The organism is uncultured Oscillibacter sp. (assembly GCF_947654275.1).
Taxonomy (GTDB): Bacteria; Bacillota; Clostridia; order Oscillospirales; family Oscillospiraceae; genus Oscillibacter.
In genome coordinates this window covers 1-22,806 of the sequence record NZ_CANTJS010000047.1, presented here as the reverse complement: position 1 = coordinate 22,806, position 22,806 = coordinate 1, and the positions used below count along the sequence as shown (strand labels likewise).

Here is a 22,806-nt window from a genome sequence, read left to right as displayed (position 1 = left end):
CGCGCAGGAAAAACGCGCAGGAAAAACGCGCAGGAAAAACGCGCAGGAAAAACGCGCAGGAAAAACGCCTGGCGGAAAGCAGAGGAAACAAAATACGTTCAAAATTCCTTAAAAAAGCTTTCAGGCCTTTTTAAGCTCCGGGACCTATACTGAGCCCAGCGATTCAGGACAGGGAAAATTCAGGAATCAGACAAACCCGGTTCATACTTTCGACAAAATCCTTTGTTATCTTATCTTCTAAGAAGAGAGTAAACGGGATACATAATAAGGAGGAAGATCACAATGTATAATGACGAGAAAAATCTGTATGACTATACCTACCGCAAGGACGGCAGCGAGCTCCCCCATCAGCGGGAATACGTGGGCCCTGCCGGCAGTCAGTCCGGCCCCCAGGGGCCCGTTCAGGAGATGAAGCCTGTGAAAAAGAATCGTATGGGTCTGAAAATGACCGCCCTGGCTCTGGCCTGCGCCCTGCTGGGCGGCGCAGCAGGCGGCGGAGCCGTCTGGGCCGCCACCGGCTCCGGCATTGGAAACAAGAGCGAAATCAATGTTTCCAGCCGTCCCGTTACGCAGGTGGCGCTCCACAATGTAGACGGGAAAACTCAGATGAGCGACGCGGAGGTCTACGCCGCCAATGTCAACAGCGTGGTGTCCATTCGGACCTCCGCCACCGCCGGTTATAACTTCTTCGGCCAGCCGGTGCAGTCCGCCTCCGCCGGGTCCGGCTTTGTGCTGAGCAAGGACGGCTATATCCTCACCAATTACCACGTGGTCAAAAACGCGGAAACGGTGACGGTGACCATGTACAACGGCGATGAGTTTTCCGCCCGCTACATCGGGGGAGAAGAAGATTATGATATCGCGGTCATCAAGGTGGAGGCCGAGGATCTCCAGCCCGTGACTCTGGGGGACAGCGGCAGCCTGAACGTGGGGGACCACGTCCTGGCCATTGGCAACCCGCTGGGTGAGCTGACCTTTTCCATGAGCGGCGGCATGGTCTCCTGCGTAGACCGGGCCATCAATGTGGACGGAACCCCCTTCAATATGATTCAGACCGACGCCTCCATCAACCCCGGAAACTCCGGCGGCCCGCTGTTCAACCAGTTCGGCGAGGTGGTGGGCATCGTCTCCGCCAAGTATTCGCAGTCTTCCAGCGGCACAGCGGTGGAGGGCCTGGGCTTTGCCATCCCCATCAACGATGTGTTTTCCATGGTCAAGGACATCATGACCAACGGATATGTCAGCAACCGGCCCTATCTGGGCATCACGCCTCAGACGCTGACGGAAGGCACGGCGGCCCAGTTCCACTATGACGTCACAGCCGGGGTCTTCATCAACTACGTGGAACCCGACAGCGCCGCCGCTAAGGCGGGCCTGAAAATGGGCGACGTCATCACTAAAGTGGACGGCACGGAAATCAAGACGGTGGAGGACCTGAACCTGGCGAAAAAGAAGTATTCCGCTGGGGATACCGCCACCCTGGAGGTCTACCGGCCTGACGGAACCGTTACGGTGGAAATCACCTGGGGCGCGGCCCCCAGAGATGAACAGGTCCAGGAGCAGCAGGCCCAGCAGGACCAGAAAAACGGGAACAATTACTATGAGTACGGGAATGGCGGTTCCTATGATCCCTTCGACATGTTCCGCTACTTCTTCGGCTGAGCCGGGTTTTCCCAACAGCGGAACGGCGAACACGTGGAATCCCTCTTCAGGTCCGGGGCGGCTTCGCGGCAGCAGCTGCGGCAGGGCAAACAGCCGCCATGCGGCGGACGGGGAGAGGCTGAATATAAATGAAAGTAAGGCGGTATCCGCCAGGACAAAAGACATGTTCCGGAATACAGACATGAACAGAATGCAGAAAATGCAGAAATGGACCCGCGGACTCTGACTGACAGAGCGCCACGGAACAGGAAGGCCGGTCCCGTAAGGGACCGGCCTTTCAGCCTGCCGGGGGAATGGGTCCGGTAGATTGCCTGAGTATGTTTCCTTTGGAAAAAAGCGGCTCAGGGGCTGGTGCCCAGCTGGCCCAGCCGCCAGCCCTCCTCCGTTTTGCGGAGATAGCCAATCAGCCATTTGATCTGCGCCCCCTCCGGGGCCTCGCCGTATTCGCCCTCATAGGCGGCGGCGTTCCCCGACAGGTTCCCGCTGAGGGTGTAGGCGCCGTCGTTCTCCAGGACAAAAATCTCGTGATAGGAGAAGTAGATACGTTCCTCATCCTCCGGCCAGCCGGAGACGGTCTCCGGCGTCAGGTCCTCCTCCAGCTCCACCACCGTCCGGTCATAGGTATAGGCCCAGCGGCTGCCGGGAGTGCAGAGGAGGTGGGCCCGGGTGTAGTTCTCCACCCAGGTCTCAGCGATGTCCAGAGGCCCCTGTCCCCGGTCGGGAACCGTGAGCGCACCGCCCCGGAGCCCTTCCAGCTCCACGTCGTCATACCACAGACGCATATAACCGAAGATGTCTATAAGGAAGGGGTCCGGCTGGGGGAGATTGCAGACCGCTTCAAGCCAGACCGATTCCTCCCCCCGACGGAGCAGCACCAGATTGCTGCCCTCCCAGAACATGAGGTTCAGGTCCTTTTCCGGCGCGGCAATTCCAAGGGACGCGGTATTCTGGGGCACTGTGCCGGGGTTTGGAACATAGGTCCAATCATAGTCGGCGGTGAAATATTTTTCCCGCCTGGGGCCTTCCCCTGCCTGGGGGTCCGTGCCGCGGGTGTTGTGTTCCCCGCCGTCATGGAGGGTCAGATAGATTCGTTCCTGAGAAATCAGGTCCGTCATGGCCGTCTGGGCGGCCTCCGCCGCCGGGGGTACGGAGGGAATCGTCCCCTCCAGAAGCGCTTGAAGGCGCTCCCAGGCCTCCGGGCCGTTCCGGGTGAGCTGGGCGGTCTCCAGCCGCTGCCGGGTGCTCCGCCAGGAGCCGTTCCCCGCGGCCCTCAGCTCTGCCGCCAGAGTCTCCAAAGCGTTGTCCCGCCGGAAGTCCGGCAGGGCCCCGGCCATCTCCATGGTCTGTTCCGGTCTGGAGCGGAACTGACGGAGCAGGTCCGGTCCCTCCATCTGGTCCAGGCTGAGCAGTCCGGAGATTTGCAGCTGGGATACCAGCTCACTCCGGAACTGTTGGGAGCCGGGGGCCGTATCGCTGTTCTCCAGGGCAAAGAGAGAGTCCCGGCGGGTGTAGGGCGGCTCATCGGAATGTTCCAGCCGGAAGACCAGGTAGCTGGGCCGGCTGCTGCCCACCCAGCTGTCCTCGGTGAGGTAGGCGCTGCCCGCCGTCGCCGCCAGCTCCGGCGTGGGGGTGTGGAGCTCATAGTCCGTCTGCCAGATTTCGTATTCCAGGCCGGAGACGGTTTCGGAGAAGGGCCCGGTGAGGGTGCAGACCCGCCAGTCGTCATAGGCGGGGCCGTCCTCCTGCTGCCGCCGGGCCAGACCGGAGACGGCCAGCTCCTGGGCGGCGGCAATGGCCTCGGCGGGGGCGTCGCAGCGGCCCCCCAGCATGTGGTCCGAGTCCCCGCCGGGGCGGCGGGGGTCGGCGCAGAGGAGCAGGTTTGCCCCGTCGTAATACAGCGCCCGAAGGGCCAGGCCGCGGACCGGCTCCGGCCCGTTTGCCTCCAATGGCACATAGCCGGAGAGGGAGAGGCAGCGGTTTTCGGTGTCCCAGTCGTTATAGGCAATGCTCTCGGCCTCGGGCCAGGCCTCCTGTACCAGAGCCTCTACGTCCACGTCGTACAGCTTGCCGTCCCGCTCCAGGACGATTCGGGCATCGAAGGCGGAGACCAGCTCGTTCCGTCCGTCGCCGTCCAGATCCAGAGGCCAGCTGTCCCGGCCCATCCGGGCCAGCAGCATGGGCCAGCCTTCCTCGTTCAGAAAGTAATAATCGCAGACCGGCAGGTTCTCCCGCTCGTATTCGATGCAAAAGCCGTCATGACCGAAGAGGTTCCGGAAATAGGTCATGCTGAAGCTGTCGGACAGCTCCAGGAAGGCCGGGGGGAAGGAGCTTCGGAACACATTCTGGATGCCCGCGAAGTATTTTCCGCCGCCGGTGTAGAAGCTGACGCAGTAGTCCCCCAGGATATTTCCGTCATCGGAGGCGGGCCCGCCCAGCATTTCCAGATGGTCATAGGGTACAGGGATATGCTCCGCCGGCTGGGGCTCATAGGGCTCCAGGCCCTCCAGGGGAATGACGGTTCTGGCGGGGGGATAGACGATGGGGAGGCGGTCCGCCGGCTGATTGGAGAAAATGCGGTAGCCGCCGCCGGGCCGCTCCTCCAGCGTCAGGCAGACCAGACCCTCATAGCGGGGGAAGAGGTCCCCGGCCTTGTAATAGAGCCGGACCAGGCCGTCCTCCCGGGTTCCGTAGATGAAATAGACGTCCTGGAGCGCGTTGCTGTCTCCGGGGTGCTTGAAGAAGTAATAGGCGTCATAGGCCGTCACGAACGTGTATTTGTTGGAGAGACCGTCCTCCTGTGCGTCCTTGAGGGAGACGCCGGTATACAGCTTCAGCACGGCGTCCATGCCGGTGCGGCTGAGCTTTATCAGCTCCTGTCCCTCGGAGCGCCGGCGCTCGAAGTCCCCGTCCAGGTCCGCATCGGAATATTCCTGACTGCCCTCCCCGGGGGCCAGGTCTCCCGCGCCGTTGTAGAAAAGCTGAATCAGGTCGATGTCCTGGGGCCGGGCGTAGAAGGAGGTCAGGAACTGCCGCCGGAGGTTGGGGGACCCGTCGCCGCCGCGGAGGGTGAAGTCCTGCCCGAAGGCTGCCAGCTCTTCCTGGGTCAGGCTTTGGCCATCCGCCGGGGCTTCCTGGTCCAGACAGTGGAGATGGGTCTCCTGGACACGGCCCAGCACGGCGTTCATCAGGGCTCCGCCCTGGGTCTGGCTGTGTTTGACCTCCGGGGGCTGGGCGGGCCAGGCCAGTGTATAGGTGTGGCTCCCGTCCGAGCCGATGATCTGGGTGACCCGGTCGGGGACCGGCTCCGGCTCGGTGATACCCTCCAGCCGGTAGAGGGAGCAGAGCCAGCCCATGGGGCTGCGCAGATCGGAGGACAGAAGGTAGGGCGCCCCCCAGTAGACCCGGAGCAGCTCCCCCTGGTCCAGGCGGATGGTCTCCGTCTGGGTCTCCGGGGTGAAGACGATCAGACGCTCGCCATAAAATCCGTCCTCCGCCCCCAGCTCCTCCGCCAAGGCGGACAGGGCCTCGTCCGCCGTGAGGCGGCTGTCGGTTTTCGCCCCGGTGAAGGTGACGGCGCAGATCAGCGCCGCCAGAGCCACAACGGCGAAGAGGGCAAGCCCCAGGGGCCGGCGGTTCTCGGCAATGCGGGTGATGCGGTCCTTCAGCTGGCGTTTGTCCGCCGTCATGGTGGTGGCGGAAAGCATGGGGTCCGCCGGGCCCCGGCGCACCGGGATGAGGGACAGCAGGGTCTGACCGTAGGGGATGCGCTGGTCCTCCCCCAGGCGGCGGAGGGCCCCCTCGTCACAGGCCAGCTCGCAGTCCGTCCGGGAGACCAGAGCCGCCAGCCAGACCAGAGGGTCGAACCAGTAGACCGTCAGGCAGAGGGCCCGGAGGAGGGACCACAGGGGGTCCAGGTGCCGGGCGTGGGTCTCCTCGTGGGCCAGCACGTGGCGGAGGCGCTCCGGCGTGTTCAGGGCGGCGGGGGTCAGGTAGATGGCGGGCCGGAAGAGGCCGAAGAGGCAGGGGGAGGGCAGGCCCTCCTCCACCAGGTAGACCGGGCAGGAGCAGCCCTCCGCGGCACAGGGCTTCCGGCTGTTCAGGAGCTTTCGCCGGAAACGGAGGTTGGAGAGCAGGAACCAGCAGGCCATCACCGCCATGCCGGCATACCAGACGGGCCGCAGCAGGTCTTTCAGATTGATTTGCCAGGCGTATTCCACCGAGTGGACAACCTGATTGTGGTTAGTAAAGGTATAGACGTTGTCCGGGGAAGAGGGGCCCAAGGTGATGCGGGGGTCGTCCTTATAGCTGTAGGAGGGAAGGGTTTCCCCCTCCGGAGCGGTCAGCGTGATCTGAGAGGGGGATATATAGAGGGCCTGGCCCTCCAGGCTGGACGCCACCGGCTCCGCCGCCGTCATGAGGCTGAATGACGCCGCCGGAAGGCTGACGGGAACCAGCAGTCGCAGCGCCGCCAGCCCCCAAAGGGCATACTGCACCCGGCGGGAAAGGCTGCCGCGGAACAGCCGCCGCAGGGCCAGAAGAGACAGAATCAGCACGGAGGAGGTCAATAAAATCTCTTTCATCCCTCAGCACCTCCCGCCTTGTTGAGAATCGCGGACAGCTCCGCAATGTCCGCCTCGCTGAGCTGGCGGCTTTCCACCATGGCGCTCATCATCAGGCCCAGGCTGCCGCCGTAGACCTTGGAAAGAAAGTGCTGGGTTTCTGTCCGGGCGGCGTCCTGCTTTTGAACGGCGGCAAAATAGCGTTTTGCCCGTGCGCCCTCCTCGTGGCGGACGGCCCCTTTGGCCTCCAGCCGGGAGAGCATGGTGATGACGGTGTTCTTGCTCCAGCCTGTTTCCTCCCGAAGCGACGCCGTCAGCTCCGTGATGGTCTGGGGCTGACTGGCCCAGAGCCGGTTCATCAGCCTCCATTCACTGTCGGAGAGATTGATTTGCGCTGCCATTGCTCTGCCTCCTTTCTGAAAGGTATACGAATGTCTACCATTAGGATAGCAGAAAGGTAGACGTTTGTCAACCTCTTCCGGCGGAAAAGCACGGAAATCAATTTCTTGAATTTGGAAATCTTGCCTGCCGTCTAAGCATTTGTTTTGACATGATTTTCGTTGCAGGGCTGAAATTATGTGGACCGAATGAAAGTTCGCTGTATTTGCTTCGATAGAAATTTGGAAAGTTAGGGAGCAAAATTGATTTCCCTGGCGGAAAAGACGGCGCGGTGTAAAACCGCGCCGCCTTGTCTGCGTGATTTATGGCAAGCTTCAAAATTACGGGCAAAGGGCCGCCGAAGGCGGCGGCCCCTACAGGTCCGCCCGTGGGGGCCGGCTCGCCTGCCGGGAATGATGATGTTTGCTATAGAACCTGTATTCATAGCTGAGGGATGCCGGATGGGCGAGGACTTTTCTCGTCAGACAAGGAGATTTTTCGTACCCTTGCCATACTGACGTATGGCGAAGGAAAAACCGGCGCAGTATGGCGGGAAAAAGACCGGCCGGACGGCGTGCGGCGGTTGTGAATACAGGTTCTTAGGTCAGGGGGATTTCCGCCGTGCCCCAGCGGACGGCCACGGCCCTGCTGAGGTCGATGGGGGTTTCAAAGGGGCCGTAGGATTCATTCCAGTGCGCCTCTTCGTCCCAGGAACCCATATTGCCGGACAGAGAAACCTCTCTGCCGTCCTCCATCACCACAACGATCTCCGAACCGGGCACAAACGCTTGAAGCACCTCTGCGGCTTCGCCGTCTTCTCCGGAAACTCCGACGACCGCCTCAACAGAGGGTACAGGCTTCTTCTCCGGGGCTGTCCAGTGGTAGCGCCAGCGCATTCCCAGGGGGGAAATCCGCAAATAATCCAGCGTCAGGTTTTCGCACAGCTCATGTTCGGTGGTAATGCCGGAGACATCCAGCGTCCGGCTTTCAATGCCGCCGGTGTGGGTCCCGATGTTGAAATCCCAGCCGCCGGTGAGCACAGGCGTATACTCCTTGTCCGGGAACTGGACCCACAGACCGGGGATATGAAGAAATTTATCCGTTCCGTCGGAGAAATCCACGCCCTCCCTGGGCCAGAAGCGAATGACAACCGTGAGCTTATCATCCTCGCCGGACCGCTCCATCCAATCATAGTCCCAGCCGCCGTTGATGTCTTCACCCGCTCCGTTGGTCAGGGTGATATGGTCCCCATTACCGTCTGAGAGCTGGTAGAATCCCTCGTCCGGACTGTAAACCGGCAAAACCGTTCCATCCGGAGGGGTGATCTCCAGCATCAGGTAGTAAAAATCCTGGTCCCCGAAGGCCGCCAGGGGGGTCATGGTGGTTCCGTTGGACTCCGCCGGAGGAAGCTCCTGGCTGAGGGTGTCGATGACCTCCTGCTGGTCCTGGTCCAGACTGCCGAAAAACCGCTCCCAGACGGGCCCCGCCGCCGCCATGGCCGTTCCCACCAGCAGTGCCGCCGCCAGAGCCGCCGCCGCGCCCCGCTTCACCCACCGGGGACGCCGGGAAACGGGGGCGTCCATCAGGGCGTCCGTCAGGGCCGCCTTGCCCGCCTCCGTCCAGCGGACACGGTCCAGCTCATTCCGATAAGCATTTTTGTTCAGTTCCATACATGCCTCCTAACATGGTCCTCAGTCTGGCCTTGCCCCGGTAGAGCCAGGTGCTGACCTGGGCGGTCCGGCAGCCCATCACCGCGGCGATTTCCTCCAGCTCGTATTCCTCGTAGTACCGCAGATACACCGCCTGCCGGTACTTCTCCGGCAGGGCCTGCACCGCCCGGAGCACCGGGCTTTCCTCCAGATCCGGCAGTACTGCCGCCGCCTCCGCCGCCCCCAGGGCGTCCAGGGATACCCGGCGGCGGGCCCAGGCGGATTTTTTCAGGTCCTTGCAGCAGTTGACGGTCACTCTCAGCACCCAGGCCTTTTCCTGCCGCTCCTCCGGGAAGCGGCGGGGGTCCGTCAGCAGCTTCAAAAGCACCGTCTGGCACACGTCCTGAGCGTCCTGGGAACTGCCGGTCCAGGTGTAGCCCACACGCAGCACCGTGTCCGCCCAGCGCTCCACCAGCGCCTCCGCCTCCCGGCGGGAATAGGTGATTGTATCTCTCGTAAAATCATCTCCTTTGGAACGGCCCGTTCTGCTGATAAAACGAATAAGGACCCTGAAATCTGGCAGTCCGGTCAAAAAATTCAAAAATCAAAGAAGTCAAAAAATCAAAATTTCCACGCAACCGGGCCGGTTGCGGGCCTGGTTGGTGGACGCAACCGGCGCAACCTGATACAATGACCTCATGAAACATGTTTGGGAAACGCCGAAAGGAGGAGCTGTCTATGAATATCTCTGATATCATCAAGCAGGCCAGAGAGGAAATGAAGCTGACCCAGGAGGACCTGGCGGAGCGGTTAGAGGTCAGCCGCCAGGCCGTCAGCAAGTGGGAGCTGGGGGCTTCGGTCCCCAGCCCGGAGAATTTGAAGCTGCTGGAAGAGGTGTTAGGGGTTACGTTCCCCGTGCCGGAGGAGGCCGCCGTTTCCGGGGCAAGGCCCGCGGCCAGAGCGCCCTTCTGGAGCTGGAAGCGGGCGGTATTTCTGGTCCTGGGGGTGCTGGTACTGCTGGCTCTGTTCTCCAGCGTGATTTTCATAGCTCTCACACCGAAGACAAACGTGGTCCATTCCTCAGAACCGTATGTGACCGGCGTCTACTTCTTCAATGAGGACGCCGGACAGCTTCAGTATAACCCCCAGGCCGGCGCCGGGTGGTATCTGTTGGACCCGGGCGTCCGGGTCTATCTCCTGGTGACGTTTGAGGACGGGACCGAGCACACCGTCAATGCCGCCTCGCTGTTCCTGACCCCCACGGGAACAGAGACTCTGGAATACCGGGAACAGCTGGCGGTCCAGGCGGCGGGGGAGGGCCGGGACTTCGCCCTCTTCGCCTGGGACATCCCGGAGGAGCTGTCGGCGCATCTGGAAATCGTGCTGGAGTGCGGCGGAGGGGCCCGGGTCACGGAGACGCTGAATGTGGCGACGCCGTATCCGGAGACCCCGGAGGAACCGCAAGTTCTGACAATTCCCATCAGGGCCACGCTTTTTATGGACGAGGAGGACGAGCCTTACATAGTGCTGCGGGCCTCCGGCGCTCCTGAGGAGGAAATCGTCTGGACCTCCTCAGACCCCGGCGTTGTGGAGGTCACCGACATTGGAGCCCTCTTTCCCGTCAGTCCCGGCACGGCCATCGTCACCGCCCAGTGGAACGGCCAGACCGCGGAGTGCCGGGTCTATGTGGAGCCCATGCACACGGGCATGGATGAGCCGGATGAAAATCTGGACCTCAGCAGCATCACTTCAAGAAACGCTTTGGATGAGGGGATTATCGCTGACCATGGGGGTCGTGACTTCGAGCCCCGGGCAGGGGCTGTGGGCAGGGAGGGACATACGGACCTTGACGGTTATTCGGAAACTGTGCCGGATGAAGGAGACGTCATTGGAAAGGCGTCTCCTTCATGGGAGCCCCGGACAGAGGAATGATACAAAACAGCAAAAATCAGGGCCGTTGGGCCCTGATTTTTCTTGAGGTTTCTGGTTATCCTTCCTCCGCCAGCTTCCGGCCCATGAGCACCCCCATGGCGGAGGACATCATCAGGCCCCGGGTCCAGCCGGAGGAGTCCCCCAGGCAGTGGAGCCCCTGGAGGCTGGTGTTGAAATCTGTGTCCATCTTCACCCGGTTGGAGTAGAATTTCAGCTCCGGGGAGTACAGCAGCGTTTCGGAGGAGGCGAAGCCGGGGACCACGTAGTCCATGGCCTGGATGAAGCCGATGATGTTCAGCATGGCCCTGTAGGGCATGGCGGCGGTGATGTCTCCCGCCACGGCGTCGGGCAGGGTGGGTCGGACGTTGGACTGGGCCAGCTCCTTCTGCCAGGTGCGCTTTCCGTCCAGAATGTCCCCGAAGCGCTGGACCAGAATCTGACCGTTGGCCAGCATATTGGTCAGCTCTCCCACCTTCTGGGCATAGGCGATGGGCTGGTTGAAGGGGATGCTGAAATTATGGGAGCAGAGGATAGAGAGATTGGTATTGTTGCTTTTGTATTCCTTGTAGGAATGTCCGTTGACCACCGCCAGGTCGTTGTCATAATTTTCCTGACTGACAAAGCCGCCGGGGTTCTGGCAGAAGGTCCGGACCTTGTTCTTGAAGGGCTTGGGCCAGCCCACCAGCTTGGATTCGTAAAGGACCCGGTTGACCATCTCCATAACCTCGTTGCGGACCTCCACCCGGACGCCGATGTCCACGGTGCCGGGGGCGTGGGCGATGTTGTGCTCGGCGCAGAGCTTTTCCAGCCAGTCCGCGCCCCGGCGGCCGGTGGCCACCACCGTGTGTCTGGCGTGAATCTCAAACTCCTGCCGCCCGTCGGAGACAAGGACGCCCCGGCATACATCGTTTTCCAGAATCAGGTTCCGGCACTCGTGGCCGAAATAAATTTCCACGCCGTTGTTCAGCAGATACTGTTCGATGCCCAGATAGATGTCGTGGGCCTTCTCCGTGCCCATGTGGCGGATGGGGCAGTCCACCAGCTTGAGACCCGCCTGAATGGCCCGCTTGCGGATTTCCTTCCGCTCCTCCTCGTGCTCCAGCCCCTCGATGTGGGTGTCCGCGCCGAAATCCAGATAGATTCTGTCGGCATAGTCAATGGTCTGCTGGGCCAGATCCGGAGTAATCAGCGTAGGCAGGTCGCCGCCCACCTCATAGCTCAGCGACAGCTTTCCGTCAGAAAAGGCCCCCGCGCCGGAGAACCCCGTGGTGATGTGGCAGTAAGGCTTGCAGCTCATGCATTTGTTGGTCTGGTGCTTGGGGCAGCGGCGGTTTTCCACGCTCTGCCCCTTTTCCACCATGACGATTTTCTGTTTGCTTCCCTTTTTCAGCATTTCCAGAGCGGTGAAAATACCGGCGGGCCCTGCGCCCACGATCACGACGTCCGTATTCATTGCGCGTCTCCTCTCTTTTGTTCCGCCTCAAAGGGCGTTTTCTTCTGTTTCGTCCGCCTGCCTGGGGGACAGGCTCACAGCCCGGCGGACCACGCTCCAGGGGGGCACGGGCCGGGGCAGCTTCATACGGAATACCATCCGGGGCGTCCGGGGCTCAAACAGGGGCAGGCCGTCCCCGTCGGTCATCTCCGGCGCGGTCATGGAGAAGGGCCGCAGGCCGGGCCCCACAACCTCCAGGGCGTCCCCGGCGCGGAACTTGTTCCGCAGGGACAGCGCGGCGTTTCCCGCCCCGTCGCAGTCTGTGACCACGGCGGCCACCTGCCATTCCCGGATGTAGCGGGAGTGCTCATAATACTGTCCCGGCTGTCCGTAGAAAAATCCGGTGGAATAGGGCCGGTGGCTGACCCGCTCCACCTCCTCCCGCCACACGGGGTCCGGAGGGAGGCCGGCGGCCGCGGCGTCCAGACCGTGGCGGTAGGCCCCGGTGACAATGGCGGCGTAGTAGGCGGACTTGGCCCGGCCCTCGATTTTCAGGCTGTCCAGGAACAACAGGTCCTCCAGATGATCGACCATGCACATGTCCCGGGAGTTCATGATGTAGCTGCCCTGGCCGTCCTCCTCAATGGGGAAGAACTCGCCGGGGCGCTTCTCCTCCATGAGGGCATAGTGATAGCGGCAGGGCTGGGCGCAGGCCCCCCGGCTGGAGTCCCGGCCCGTCATATAGTTGCTGAGGAGGCACCGTCCCGAGTAGCTGACGCACATGGCCCCGTGGACGAAGGCCTCCAGCTCCAGGGACGGCGCAGTCTTCTCCCGGATGGTGCGGATTTCCTCCAGGCTCAGCTCCCGGGCCAGAATGACCCGGCTGGCCCCCAGGTCATGCCAGGCCTGGGCGGCCAGGTAGTTGGTGACGCCGGCCTGGGTGGAGACATGGCGCTGGACATGGGGGGCGTACCGCCCCGCCAGCTGAAAGGCCCCCAGGTCCGCCAGAATCACCGCGTCCACCCCGGCGTCCTCCAGCAGCTCCAGGTGAGGGGGGAGGCGGTCCGCCTCGTCGTTCCGGGGCATGGTGTTCACGGTGCAGTGGACCCGGACGCCGTGGGCGTGGGCAAAGTCCACGGCGGAGCGCAGGTTCTCCGGGGAAAAGTTCCCCGCGAAGGCCCGCATTCCAAAATCCGTCCCCGCCAGGTATACCGCGTCCGCCCCGTAGAGCACCGCCATGCGCAGGCGCTCCATGTCTCCCGCCGGAGCCAGCAGCTCCGGTTTGTTCCTCTTAGTTTCCATAGTACTCGCCGCTGTTCAGGAAGGCCAGGTGTTCGTTGTAGGTGGCAAAGAAGTGATGCTTGCCGTCTTTGCCCAGGGCATAGTAGTAGTAATTGGTTTCCTCCGGCTGCAAAGCGCCCTCAATGGCGGCAAGACCGGGGTTGGCGATGGGGGTGGGGGGCAGGCCCGCGTTCTGATAGAGGTTATAGGGGGAGTTGGTCTGAAGGTCCGACTGGGTGATGGCCCCCGTGTGGCCCGGCAGGGCATACAGCAGGGAGGCGTCCACCTGGAGCAGGCCGTAGGTGCCGGCCTTGTCCCCCTCGCCCTCCAGACGGTTGAAGATGACGGAGGCGATGCGGGCCTGGTCGGTTCCGTCGGTTTCCTTCTCAATCAGAGAGGCGATGGTGATGATTTTGTGCAGGTCGTAGCCCCGTTCCGCCGCCGCCGCCAGCAGATCGTCGTCCATCTTCCGGTTGAAGTTTTTAATCAGGCGGTTCAGGGCGCTGGCGGGCCGCTCGTTCACGTAGAACTCATAGGTGTCCGGGAAGAGATAGCCCTCCAGACGGCTGATGTCCTCGGAATCGTTGTCGATGAAGCTGTAGTCAAAATCCGCCGTCCGGGCAGCCTCCAGCAGGGCTTCCTCGGTGTTGACGCCGTTTTTCGCCAGCACCGCAATGGTCTGGGCCACGGTATAGCCCTCCGGAATCGTGACCTGAACGGTGTCGTCGCTGATACTGGCGGAGGTGCTCCGCATGCCCGCCACAAGGGCGTGGTAGTCCATGTCCCCGTTGAGGGTGTAGGCTCCGATGGCAATTTCATCCTCCGCGTCGGTGAAGCCGGCGTAGAGCTTGAAAAACCATTTGTACTGAATCAGGCCCGCGTCCTCCAGCTTGTCCGCGATGGTGTCAATGTTGTCCGATGACGTGACCTGAATGGTGGTGTCGGGGATGGGGCAGTTGAAGGAGCAGAAATCGGAGAACAGCATCCAGCCGAAGCTGCCCAGCAGCACCGATGCCAGGGCCACAAACAGAATGTGGAGAATCAGCATCAGAAAGCGGTTCAGAAGGCTCTTCCGCTTCCGGCGGCGCTTCTTTCCGGCGGGAGGGTGGGGCTGGGTTTCCCGCCGGACCTGCCTCTGATCCCAGCTGGCGGTGTCGCCGCGTTTCATATCAGACATTGCAAAACCTCCTTGCGCCGTCACGGCGCGGATACGGCTCCCCGGGAGCCGGTTCTTTTCATCGTTGTTCCAGCGCGCGTTTTGCGCTTCCGCCGGCAGCGCCGCCAAAAGCCGCGCTTCGTTCCGCTTCTTCCGGCGTTCCCCGCGGCAAACGCCCCATTGCGAGGGAGGGGGCCCGTCCGTTCCGCTGTTCCGGGCGTTTTCCGCGCGGCCCCCCTGCGCCCGCTTTGCCTGTCCCCAAAAAAGGACGAGACAATTTTCGGACGGTCAGGCCCCCTTTGCCTTTTTGGCGCATAGGATATCTCAAATCCAAGTGAGGTGACAGATATGTGCTTTAACAACGGAAACGAGAACTCCTGCCTGTGGCTCATCATCATCGTGGTCCTGCTGTGCTGCTGCTGCGGCGGTACCGGGAACAGCTGGGGCGGCAATTGGGGCTGCGGCGGCTGGAACGGCTGCGGAAACGGCTGTGGCTGCGGAAGCAGCTGCGGCTGCGGATGCGGAAACGGCTGTGGGAACGGCTGCGGCTGCAACTGCAACTGCAATTGCACCTGCAACGATACCTGCTGCTGACCGTTTCACGGCAATTCCCCGGGCCGTTTCGTACATCTGCTTTCGCGGCGGCCCTTTGCGTTCAAAGGGTGCGCCGCGTCAGCGGGGCAAGACACAGCGGGAAGGGGGCGGGACGCTTCGGCGTCCCGCTTTTGCCGCCTGTCAGCGGGACAGGCACTGATCCGCCAGGGCGGACACCTCCCGGTGAATCTCCTCCAGCGGCCGGGGACGGCCCCGCTCCGCGCAGCTGATTACCCGCCAGCCCAGATCACGGGCGATGGCTCCGGCGCTCTCCCGGCAGCGGCGGAGATAGTCTCCGTCCTGCTCGTGAATGTCGGCGGAGGTGCCTGTGGCGTTCTCCCGGCGGCGGAGCATCTGTTCCGAGACCTCCACCGGCATATCCAAATACAGCACCAGGTCCGGCCTGGGCAGACCCAGCCGGTTATACTCCAGGTCGAAAAGCCAGTCCAGGAAGGGCCGTCGTTCCCCCTCCGGCAGCTTGGACGCCTGGTGGACGGCATTGGAAGTTACATAACGGTTGGCCACCACCACGCCGCCGGACTCGTAGAACCCGCCCCAGTCCTCCTTATAGGAGGCATAGCGGTCCACGGCGAAGAGCACCGAGGCGGCATAAGCGCTCACGTCCCCCGGCGCACTGCCCAGAGCACCGTGGAGGTAGAGGTTTGCCGGCTCCGCGAAGGGATTGCCGTACCGGGGAAAGTCAATCTCGCGGCAGGGGACGCCCCGGGCCGTCAGGCTCTCCAGCAGGCGTTTGGCCTGGGTGGCCTTGCCGGAGCCGTCGGTGCCCTCGAATACAATCAGTGTACCCTTCATTTCCCGCTCCTCTTCTTTTCCTGCCGGATGTGCACCAGAAACAGAGGCAGCTTCATCATCCGGCCTATGCGCCGGGGCTCTTTGCAAAGGCGGTAGAACCATTCCAATCCATGGTCGGACCAGAATTTCGGGGCCCGTTTCACCGTTCCGGCGAAGACGTCCAGGCTCCCGCCCAGGCCGCAGAGCAGCCTTGCCCCGGTGGCGGCGGCGTTTCTCGACATCCAAAGCTCCTGCTTGGGGGCTCCCAGACAGATAAATGCCGCGTCGGCTCCGCTCCGGCGGATGGCTTCCACAATGGGACCGTCCTCCTGGAAATAGCCGTCGTGCGTCCCGGCGATTTTCAGGCCGGGGTACTTCGCCGCAAGCCTCGCCCCCGCCGCCTCAGCGACGCCGGGCTTGGCTCCCAGCAGATAGAGGGACAGACCCTCCTCTGCCATTTTTTCCATTAAACGGGCTGCAAATTCAATGCCGGGCACTTTTTCCTTCAGGGGCGTGCCCAGCATCCGGGCCCCCATCACCACGCCGACGCCGTCCGCCAGCACCAGGTCCGCGCCGTTGACGGCCTGGGCCGCCTCCGGGTTCTCCCGGCAGACCTCCACAATCTCCGGGTTGGGCGTGACGGCATAGTGAGGGCCGCCGCTGCGGAGCAGGGCCATGCCCCGGTCCACCGCCTCATCCATGGTCACATTGTCAAAGCCCACGCCGAGGACTTCGATCCGCATGGAATCACCTTCTCTCTGATTTCATCATATCACAGGCCGGGGGCGGCTTTGTGACGCATCTGTTAAATCATGCCGGATACGCCGGCTGCTTCGGGGATATGATTCCTAAATAAAAAAATGGGAAATCATATTGTATCACAGCGGACGGACCTTGTCCAACCCCGGGGCCGCCGTTTTCGGCGGCGTTTATGCCTCTATGCCAAAGGCCCTGTCGTACAGCACCGTGCCGTCCAGACGGGGGGCTCCGCTGTCCAGCCGGAGGGCCATAAACGCCTCGCCGGGGACGTCGAAGGGGGGCCGGATGCCGTAGACGCCGGCGGGCACATACCCGGCTTTCGGGTAATACCCGGGATGCCCCAGCACAGTGGAATAGCCGTAGCCCAGCCTTCTGGCGGCGTCATGGCCCGCCTCCATCAGCGCCAGCCCGATTCCCCGCCGCTGACGGGAGGGCAGCACCGACAGCGGCGCCAGCGCCAGGGCGGTTTCCGCGCCCACCCGTACCTCTGTAAAAAGGATATGCCCGACGATGTTTCCGTCCTCAACTGCCACAAGGGACAGCTCCGGAATGAACGCGGGACTGTTCCGCAGGGCGGCCACCAGGTCCTGTTCGCGGCCGTCGCTGAGCTCCGCCGAGGCGAAGGCCTCCCGGACCAGCTGATACACCGCTTCGTAATCGGCTGGGGTTTCCTGTCTGATGTCCACAGAACCACTCCCTTTCAGCTCTCGGCAAAGGGGCCTCGGCAGTCCGGAGCCGCCTTCCGCCCCGCGTCAGGCAGGGGAATCTGGGCCAGCACCACCGCCGCCAGCATCAGCGCGCATCCGAAATACTCCCGCCCGCTCATGCGGTCCCCCAGGATGATGGCTCCGGCGATGGCGGCAAAAACGGACTCCAGGCTCATGAGCAGGGAGACCACCGCCGGGTCCGAATCCTTCTGGGCCAGAATCTGGAGGGTGTAGGCCACGCCGCTGGAGAATACGCCCACATACAGCACCGGCAGCAGCCACACTGAGGCCAGCGCCGGGTCCGGCAGGGACTCCGACAGAACGCCCAGGGAGGAGAGCAGGGTCATGACGAAAAACTGGGCGCAGGACAGGGCCACGCCGTCCACCCGGCTGCTGAAATGGTCCACCGTCATGATTTGAACGGCGAAGCAGAGGGCGCAGGCCAGCACGTAAAAATCGCCCACGGCGATGGAGAGGTCCTCTGTGATGCAGAGGCAGTACAGCCCGCCCACCGCCAGCGCCACGCTGAGCCACACCGCCCGGGGCACACGCCGTCCCATCAGACAGCCGATGATAGGCACCAGAACGATGTACAGGGCTGTGATGAAGCCCGCCTTGCCGGAGGTGGTGGTCTCCAGGCCCTTCTGCTGGAGGTAGCTGGCCACCGTCAGGGCCGTTCCGCAGCACAGGCCACCCACCATCAGGTCCCGGCGGCTTCCCAGGGGCTGGAGGCTGCCGCTCTTCTTCTGCACGAGCCGCCGCAGGCCCAGCAGGCCCAGCAGAAACACGAAGGCGATGACAGCCCGGGCCGCGTTGAAGGTGAAGGCTCCCATATAATCCGCGCCGACGCTCTGGGCCACGAAGGCGGTGCCCCAGATCAGGGCGGTCAGGATTGGCAGAACGTTCTGCCGGACTCTGTTGACTTTCATTTCTCTTGCTCCGTTCTGTGATCCGTGGTATACTGTGACCATCGCAGTCGCAAAGCCACACAAATTGGTATTTTAACACCGAGGTGAGAAAATGGCAAGGCTTTCCCGCGAATTCTACAGCCAGGATACCCTGACGGCCGCCCGGCTGCTGCTGGGGAAGTACCTGATTCGCCGTCTGGACAGCGGCGAGACTCTGGCGGGCCGCGTGACGGAGACCGAGGCCTATATCGGCCGCTGCGACAAGGCCTGCCACGCCTACAACTACCGCAGGACGTCCCGGACGGAGATTCTGTTCGCCCCGCCGGGCCATGCCTATATCTATCTGATTTACGGTATGCACCACTGTCTGAACTTCGTCACGGAGCCGGAGGGGGAGCCCGCCGCGGTGCTGCTCCGGGCCATTCAGCCCGTGGCGGGACTGGAGACCATGGTCCGCCTGCGCTACGGGGACAGGCCCCTTACGCCCCAGCGGCTGCGGCATCTGGCCGACGGCCCCGGCAAGGTCTGCCGGGCCCTGTGCCTCACCCGCGCCGAAAACGGAATGGACCTGACGGGGGACAGGCTGTTTCTCTGCGATTCGCCGGAGGACGCGGGGATCTCCCGTCCGGAGCTTCCCCGGGAACGGCTGCGGACGGGGCCCCGTATCGGCGTGGATTACGCCGAGGAGGCCAGGGACTTCCCCTGGAGATTCTGGCTGGAGGACGAAGCGCGGTAGGCGGTTCCGCCGGCTGAACGCAGGAGCCGCCTGCCGGAGGCGGGAAACAAAAAGCCGCGGAGCGGCAGGAGGAAAAAACCGCGGAGCGGCGGGAGGAAAAAACCGCGGAGCGGCGGAAGTGAAAAGGAGGATACAGGGCATGTTTTTCTTTGATATGGACGGCACGCTGACAGATTCCAATGGGGTCTGGAAGACTGTGGACCGGGAGTTTCTGGCCCGGCGGGGCCTGCCCTATACCCACGCCTATTATGAGGGCGTGGCCCATACCATCCTCCCCCTGGCGGCGGAGTTCACCAAGAAATTCTGCCGTCTGCCGGAATCATGCGAGGAGATTATGGCGGAGTGGATGGAGCTGGCCAAGGATGCCTATGCCCATGTGCCGGTGAAGCCCGGCGTCCGGGCCTATCTGAAGCAGTGCCGGGCTGAAGGACGGCGGATGGCGGTGGTGACCTCCAGTGTGCCGGAGCACTGCCGCACGGCCCTGGGGCAGCTGGGATTGGAGAAGTATTTCGAGGGCGTCACCTTTGCCCACGATTTGAGGCTGGAGAAGCGCAGCCCGGACATCTGGCTGGAGGCGGCCCGTGCCGCCGGGGTCCGGCCCGAGGACTGCACGGTTTTCGACGACAGCCTCTCCGCCTGCAAGGGGGCCCGGGCCGCCAGAATGCGGGTGGTGGGGGTCTACGACCATCTGTTTGCCCAGGACGAACGGGCTATGCGGAGCTTTTGCGACGTGTATATCAAGAGCTTTGAGGAGCTCCTTCTGCCGGAGCGGAAAGAGCGGAGATCATGAGCGATGCCTTCTTTGAAAGGGCCCTGGCCGCCGCCCGGGAGGAGGGGGACCGGATGGCCTGCCTGCGCTTCGAGGGGCAGACGGCGGAGGGGCTGGACCTCTCGGACATCACCTGCCGGGAGACTGTTTTTCAGGGGGTCCGCTTCGCCGGGTGCGATTTTGACGCCGCCGCCTTTTACGGCTGCGCTTTCTCCCAATGCGCCTTTACGGACTGCCGCCTGCCCCGGAGCTTCTGGAAGGACTGCCGTCTGGACGGCTGCAAGGCCGACGGAGGGGACTTCCGGAACAGCCGCTTCAGGGACTGCCGTTTTACCGGCGCGCTGCTGCGCTACGGAAATTTTTCTGCTGTGCTGTGGGAGCGCTGCGCCCTGACGGACTGCGATTTCACCGAATCGTCTCTGCTGGAGGCGGTTTTTAAAAAGACCGTCCTGGAACAGACAAACTTCACCGGGGCGGAGCTGTTCCGGGCCAGTCTGAAGGGGCTGGACCTCTCCCGCTGCACCCTGGACCGTGTCGTTCTGTCCGCCTCCTGCCAGGAGCTCAGGGGTGCGAAGATCAACACGCAGCAGGCGGCGGTGGTGGCCCGGATTCTGGGCATTGAGGTGGTTCCATAAAAAGCAGGAACGGTCCGTAAAACGGACCGTTTCTCTTGATTCCTTATAACCCTCCGGCGGCAGGGAGGGGAAGCGGCCTTAGGGCCGTTCCGGGAATTTTTTGCACAGGCCGTCCAGCTCGTCGACAAGGGCCTTCAGCTCCGCTTTCGTCATGGGGCAGGTGAGCTCGGCGGTGTCGTCTCCGTCCATGGTGTTGGGCAGGAGGAAGGACACATCCACCTGAAAATCCTCCCCCGCGGGCCGGGCGTTCAGGGACAGGCCGGCGGCCAGGAAATCACTCTCATAGGCGTCCCTGATTCCGGCGTTCAGCACCTTCAGCCCGGCGGTGAGCTCCCGGAGCTCTTGAGTTGTCAGGCAGGGATTGGAGTCTTTGCGGATGGTTCCCTCCTCGTCGGTCCAGGTGCACCGGAGAACCAGCCAGTTCCGGTCCTCCCGGTCTCCTGCGTCCGGCGGGAACTCATAGGCCGTCACCCTCAGCTCCAGACTGGCGGACTCGTTCTGAAACAGCATGGCTCCTCCTCATGTACCGGCATGGTGCTCGGCATAGAAGGCGTCGTAGTCCTTCAGCATCTCCACCAGCAGATTGGGGGTGTCCAGACCGTAGGGGCAGCGGCTCTTGCAGGCGTCACAGTGGACGCAGTTCTCAATCTGGTGCATTTTGGCGTGCCATTCGTCGCTCATGTATTTCTGGTAGGGCGAACGGCGGAGGAGGGCGGACATCCGGGCCGCCTGGGGGATGTCGATGCCGGCGGCGCAGGGCAGGCAGTAGCCGCAGGAGCGGCAGAAGCTGCCCACCAGCTCCTTCCGGTCCGCCTCAATAACGGCCTGAATTTCAGGCGTCATACCGGGGTCCCGCTTGGCGAGCTCCAGCCACTGGTCCAGCTCCCATTCATGCTGAATGCCCCAGATGGGGACCACGTTGGGATACTGCTTCATGAACACATAGCAGGCCTCGGCGTTGTTCAGCAGGCCGCCGGACAGGCCTTTCATGGCGATGTAGCCCATGTCCGCTCCGCGGCAGGCCTCCACCAGACCCAGCTCCTTGTCCGTGGTCAGGTAGCAGAAGGGGAACTGGAGGGTCTCAAAATTTCCGGAGTCAATGGCGGCCTGGGCGATGTGCAGACGGTGGTTGGTGATGCCGATGTGCCGGATGTAGCCCTTTTGCTTCATCTCCAGGGCGGCGGCAAAGGGCCCGTCAGGGTCCTCGATGTCCGGCAGCTCCGCCGGGTTGTGGAACTGGAAGAGGTCGATGCAGTCCGTCCGCAGGCTGCGCAGGCTCTGCTCGATGTGGCGCAGGACCGTGGCCTTGTCCCTGCCCATGCTCTTGGTGGAAATGACCGCCTCGTAACGGATTCCCTCCAGGGCCTCGCCCAGCTTTTCTTCACTGTCGGTGTAGGCGTTGGCGGTGTCGAAGTAGTTGATGCCGGCGTCAAAGGCCCGGCGGACCAGCTTCACCGCGTCGGCCCTGGGAATGCGCTGGATGGGCAGAGCGCCGAAGGCGGTTTTTGTCACCATCAGCTCCGTGCGGCCCAGTCTGACTTTTTCCATGAAATCCTCCTGATTTGTCGTGAGGCCAGGGACAAAGCGCCCCCGGCCTCCGTTTTTTATGTATCCCGGCTGCCGCCGCTCTGCCGGGGATTGAGATGTCCCCGAATCGCGGGTGAGCCTTTTTTGGTCTTTTTCTCTCGGAAGAGGGGATCAGAAGTCGGGGCCGCAGCTGTTGGTCAGAGCCTCGAGAATCTGATAGCGGTCCATCTGGAAGGGCTTGGTCATAGCCAGGGCCTCCTCCATCTCAAGGTCCGCCAGGCGTCCGTCCTGAATGCCCACGATGCGGTTGCCCTCGCCCTCGGCCAGGACCTTCACCGCCTCATAGCCCATGCGGCTGGCGGTTTCCCGGTCCCGCGCGGTGGGGGAGCCGCCCCGCTGGATGTGGCCCAGCACGGTGACCCGGGGATCAATGCCCAGCTCGCTGTGAATGCGGTCCGCGATTTCCATGGCGCTTCCGGCGCCCTCGGCCACGACGACCATGTAATGGGTGGTCCCCGCCAGCCGGGCCCGGCGGATTTTCTCCACGATGTCCCGCTCGAAATCCGGTTCCCGCTCGGGAATCAGCACAGCGGTGGCACCTACGGAAATGCCCACGTACAGGGCCAGATAGCCGGCGTGGCGTCCCATGACCTCCACCACGGAACAGCGTTCGTGGGACTGCATGGTATCCCGCAGCTTATCAATGCATTCAATGGCTGTGTTGCACGCGGAGTCAAAGCCGATGGTGTAGTGGGAGCATCCGATATCATTGTCAATGGTGGCCGGGATGCCCACCACCCGGAGGCTCATGTTGTCCTTGGCCGCCTGGCGGGAGATGGCCAGAGCGCCCCGGAACGTGCCGTCGCCGCCGATGGCCACAATGCCGTCCAGACCCAGCAGACGACAGGTGGCCAGAGCCTTGGCCCGGCCCGCCTCCTCCATAAATTCCAGACTCCGGGCGGTGTAGAGCATGGTTCCGCCCTTGTTGATGATATGGCTGACGCTGGAAGAGGTCAGCGGTACAAAGTCGCTGTTAATCAGGCCGTTCCAGCCCCGGCGGATGCCGATGCAGCTGATGCCTCTGGCAATGGAGGCCCGAACCACCGCCCGGACCGCCGCGTTCATGCCCGGCGCGTCGCCGCCGCTGGTGAGTACGCCGATCCGTCTAACCTTTTTTTCCATAAGAAAACCCTCCTGAAGAATTTCACCGGCAAAGCCGTTTCACTCCTGTATAACATGATACCGCCGTTAAAGCAAGATGTCAAGTAGGGTGGGCAGGGAAATCAATTTTCAAGAATAGTACAAATATCCGAGGGATTCAGGAGACAGT

General features: G+C 62.7%; 20 protein-coding genes. 6 read left to right on the top strand and 14 right to left on the bottom strand.

The genetic code is table 11. The features are described from left to right. Positions 1 to 282 precede the first annotated feature (282 nt). Positions 283 to 1,662, top strand: a complete 1,380-nt coding sequence (locus Q0063_RS11590) for a S1C family serine protease (RefSeq protein WP_297872138.1) — start codon at positions 283 to 285, stop codon at positions 1,660 to 1,662. 341 nt (positions 1,663 to 2,003) lie between these two features. Here the strand turns inward: Q0063_RS11590 and Q0063_RS11585 are convergent, their stop codons facing one another. The 4 genes from Q0063_RS11585 to Q0063_RS11570 all read right to left on the bottom strand — a co-directional run bounded on the left by Q0063_RS11585 (position 2,004) and on the right by Q0063_RS11570 (position 8,753). Next, complete coding sequence (locus Q0063_RS11585) at positions 2,004 to 6,242, bottom strand: M56 family metallopeptidase (RefSeq protein ID WP_297872137.1); 4,239 nt, start codon at positions 6,240 to 6,242, stop codon at positions 2,004 to 2,006. Continuing rightward, entirely contained in the window at positions 6,239 to 6,622 is a 384-nt protein-coding gene (locus Q0063_RS11580; protein WP_297872136.1) for a BlaI/MecI/CopY family transcriptional regulator, read from the bottom strand. The genes Q0063_RS11585 and Q0063_RS11580 overlap by 4 nt, the downstream gene beginning before the upstream one ends. A gap of 576 nt (positions 6,623 to 7,198) precedes the next feature. Continuing rightward, positions 7,199 to 8,269, bottom strand: coding sequence for a hypothetical protein (locus Q0063_RS11575; protein ID WP_297872135.1), 1,071 nt, complete (start codon positions 8,267 to 8,269; stop codon positions 7,199 to 7,201). Further along, a complete protein-coding gene (locus Q0063_RS11570) occupies positions 8,238 to 8,753 on the bottom strand; it encodes an RNA polymerase sigma factor (protein ID WP_297872139.1) in 516 nt (171 codons plus the stop codon). Before Q0063_RS11570 ends, Q0063_RS11575 begins: the two co-directional genes overlap by 32 nt. 233 nt (positions 8,754 to 8,986) lie before the next feature. Here Q0063_RS11570 and Q0063_RS11565 point away from each other — a divergent pair, with 233 nt between their 5' ends. Next, entirely contained in the window at positions 8,987 to 10,180 is a 1,194-nt protein-coding gene (locus Q0063_RS11565; RefSeq protein ID WP_297872134.1) for a helix-turn-helix transcriptional regulator, read from the top strand. Between the two features lie 55 nt (positions 10,181 to 10,235). On the opposite strand, the gene Q0063_RS11560 is transcribed toward Q0063_RS11565, so the two are convergent. Genes Q0063_RS11560 through mltG form a run of 3 tightly spaced genes read right to left on the bottom strand, consistent with a single transcriptional unit; the run spans position 10,236 to position 14,070 of the window. Next, on the bottom strand, positions 10,236 to 11,633 hold the full coding sequence (locus Q0063_RS11560) for an NAD(P)/FAD-dependent oxidoreductase (protein WP_297872133.1): 1,398 nt from the start codon (positions 11,631 to 11,633) through the stop codon (positions 10,236 to 10,238). Between the two features lie 27 nt (positions 11,634 to 11,660). Further along, positions 11,661 to 12,914, bottom strand: a complete 1,254-nt coding sequence (locus Q0063_RS11555; protein ID WP_297872132.1) for a U32 family peptidase — start codon at positions 12,912 to 12,914, stop codon at positions 11,661 to 11,663. Beyond that, positions 12,904 to 14,070: an endolytic transglycosylase MltG gene (mltG, locus tag Q0063_RS11550; protein WP_297872131.1), complete on the bottom strand. Its 1,167-nt coding sequence runs from the start codon at positions 14,068 to 14,070 to the stop codon at positions 12,904 to 12,906. The genes Q0063_RS11555 and mltG overlap by 11 nt, the downstream gene beginning before the upstream one ends. 327 nt (positions 14,071 to 14,397) lie before the next feature. Between mltG and Q0063_RS11545 the strand changes: the two genes are divergently transcribed. Beyond that, positions 14,398 to 14,643, top strand: coding sequence for a hypothetical protein (locus Q0063_RS11545; RefSeq protein WP_297872130.1), 246 nt, complete (start codon positions 14,398 to 14,400; stop codon positions 14,641 to 14,643). A gap of 141 nt (positions 14,644 to 14,784) precedes the next feature. Here Q0063_RS11545 and Q0063_RS11540 read toward each other — a convergent pair whose 3' ends face one another. From Q0063_RS11540 to Q0063_RS11525, 4 genes are all read right to left on the bottom strand, one after another. Further along, positions 14,785 to 15,456, bottom strand: a complete 672-nt coding sequence (locus Q0063_RS11540; RefSeq protein WP_297872129.1) for a thymidylate kinase — start codon at positions 15,454 to 15,456, stop codon at positions 14,785 to 14,787. Continuing rightward, positions 15,453 to 16,178 carry a WecB/TagA/CpsF family glycosyltransferase gene (locus tag Q0063_RS11535; protein WP_297872128.1) on the bottom strand — a complete coding sequence of 242 codons (726 nt, stop codon included), beginning with the start codon at positions 16,176 to 16,178 and terminating at the stop codon, positions 15,453 to 15,455. Before Q0063_RS11535 ends, Q0063_RS11540 begins: the two co-directional genes overlap by 4 nt. 186 nt (positions 16,179 to 16,364) lie before the next feature. Next, positions 16,365 to 16,880 carry a GNAT family N-acetyltransferase gene (locus Q0063_RS11530; protein ID WP_297872127.1) on the bottom strand — a complete coding sequence of 172 codons (516 nt, stop codon included), beginning with the start codon at positions 16,878 to 16,880 and terminating at the stop codon, positions 16,365 to 16,367. A gap of 14 nt (positions 16,881 to 16,894) precedes the next feature. Beyond that, positions 16,895 to 17,830 carry a DMT family transporter gene (locus Q0063_RS11525; RefSeq protein ID WP_297872126.1) on the bottom strand — a complete coding sequence of 312 codons (936 nt, stop codon included), beginning with the start codon at positions 17,828 to 17,830 and terminating at the stop codon, positions 16,895 to 16,897. Between the two features lie 91 nt (positions 17,831 to 17,921). On the opposite strand from Q0063_RS11525, the gene Q0063_RS11520 reads away from it, so the two are divergent. From Q0063_RS11520 to Q0063_RS11510, 3 genes are all read left to right on the top strand, one after another. After that, a complete protein-coding gene (locus Q0063_RS11520) occupies positions 17,922 to 18,545 on the top strand; it encodes a DNA-3-methyladenine glycosylase (protein WP_297872125.1) in 624 nt (207 codons plus the stop codon). Between the two features lie 139 nt (positions 18,546 to 18,684). Further along, positions 18,685 to 19,335 carry an HAD family phosphatase gene (locus Q0063_RS11515; RefSeq protein WP_297872124.1) on the top strand — a complete coding sequence of 217 codons (651 nt, stop codon included), beginning with the start codon at positions 18,685 to 18,687 and terminating at the stop codon, positions 19,333 to 19,335. Then, positions 19,332 to 19,949, top strand: a complete 618-nt coding sequence (locus Q0063_RS11510) for a pentapeptide repeat-containing protein (RefSeq protein ID WP_297872123.1) — start codon at positions 19,332 to 19,334, stop codon at positions 19,947 to 19,949. Before Q0063_RS11515 ends, Q0063_RS11510 begins: the two co-directional genes overlap by 4 nt. Before the next feature lie 78 nt (positions 19,950 to 20,027). Here Q0063_RS11510 and Q0063_RS11505 read toward each other — a convergent pair whose 3' ends face one another. From Q0063_RS11505 to Q0063_RS11495, 3 genes are all read right to left on the bottom strand, one after another. Then, positions 20,028 to 20,459, bottom strand: a complete 432-nt coding sequence (locus tag Q0063_RS11505; protein WP_297872122.1) for a hypothetical protein — start codon at positions 20,457 to 20,459, stop codon at positions 20,028 to 20,030. A 9-nt stretch (positions 20,460 to 20,468) separates the two neighbouring features. Next, entirely contained in the window at positions 20,469 to 21,497 is a 1,029-nt protein-coding gene (locus Q0063_RS11500; RefSeq protein WP_297872121.1) for an aldo/keto reductase, read from the bottom strand. Positions 21,498 to 21,647: 150 nt separating this feature from the next. Beyond that, positions 21,648 to 22,658, bottom strand: coding sequence for an ATP-dependent 6-phosphofructokinase (locus Q0063_RS11495; protein WP_297872120.1), 1,011 nt, complete (start codon positions 22,656 to 22,658; stop codon positions 21,648 to 21,650). Positions 22,659 to 22,806 lie beyond the last annotated feature (148 nt).

Coding starts and splice junctions, on each gene's coding strand:
- Q0063_RS11520 (WP_297872125.1), top strand. CDS start 17,922: ATGGCAAGGCTTTCCCGCGAATTCTACAGCCAGGATACCCTGACGGCC.
- Q0063_RS11535 (WP_297872128.1), bottom strand. CDS start 16,178: ATGCGGATCGAAGTCCTCGGCGTGGGCTTTGACAATGTGACCATGGAT.
- Q0063_RS11525 (WP_297872126.1), bottom strand. CDS start 17,830: ATGAAAGTCAACAGAGTCCGGCAGAACGTTCTGCCAATCCTGACCGCC.
- mltG (WP_297872131.1), bottom strand. CDS start 14,070: ATGTCTGATATGAAACGCGGCGACACCGCCAGCTGGGATCAGAGGCAG.
- Q0063_RS11590 (WP_297872138.1), top strand. CDS start 283: ATGTATAATGACGAGAAAAATCTGTATGACTATACCTACCGCAAGGAC.
- Q0063_RS11510 (WP_297872123.1), top strand. CDS start 19,332: ATGAGCGATGCCTTCTTTGAAAGGGCCCTGGCCGCCGCCCGGGAGGAG.
- Q0063_RS11565 (WP_297872134.1), top strand. CDS start 8,987: ATGAATATCTCTGATATCATCAAGCAGGCCAGAGAGGAAATGAAGCTG.
- Q0063_RS11540 (WP_297872129.1), bottom strand. CDS start 15,456: ATGAAGGGTACACTGATTGTATTCGAGGGCACCGACGGCTCCGGCAAG.
- Q0063_RS11505 (WP_297872122.1), bottom strand. CDS start 20,459: ATGCTGTTTCAGAACGAGTCCGCCAGTCTGGAGCTGAGGGTGACGGCC.
- Q0063_RS11495 (WP_297872120.1), bottom strand. CDS start 22,658: ATGGAAAAAAAGGTTAGACGGATCGGCGTACTCACCAGCGGCGGCGAC.
- Q0063_RS11555 (WP_297872132.1), bottom strand. CDS start 12,914: ATGGAAACTAAGAGGAACAAACCGGAGCTGCTGGCTCCGGCGGGAGAC.
- Q0063_RS11580 (WP_297872136.1), bottom strand. CDS start 6,622: ATGGCAGCGCAAATCAATCTCTCCGACAGTGAATGGAGGCTGATGAAC.
- Q0063_RS11545 (WP_297872130.1), top strand. CDS start 14,398: ATGTGCTTTAACAACGGAAACGAGAACTCCTGCCTGTGGCTCATCATC.
- Q0063_RS11560 (WP_297872133.1), bottom strand. CDS start 11,633: ATGAATACGGACGTCGTGATCGTGGGCGCAGGGCCCGCCGGTATTTTC.
- Q0063_RS11515 (WP_297872124.1), top strand. CDS start 18,685: ATGTTTTTCTTTGATATGGACGGCACGCTGACAGATTCCAATGGGGTC.
- Q0063_RS11575 (WP_297872135.1), bottom strand. CDS start 8,269: ATGGAACTGAACAAAAATGCTTATCGGAATGAGCTGGACCGTGTCCGC.
- Q0063_RS11500 (WP_297872121.1), bottom strand. CDS start 21,497: ATGGAAAAAGTCAGACTGGGCCGCACGGAGCTGATGGTGACAAAAACC.
- Q0063_RS11585 (WP_297872137.1), bottom strand. CDS start 6,242: ATGAAAGAGATTTTATTGACCTCCTCCGTGCTGATTCTGTCTCTTCTG.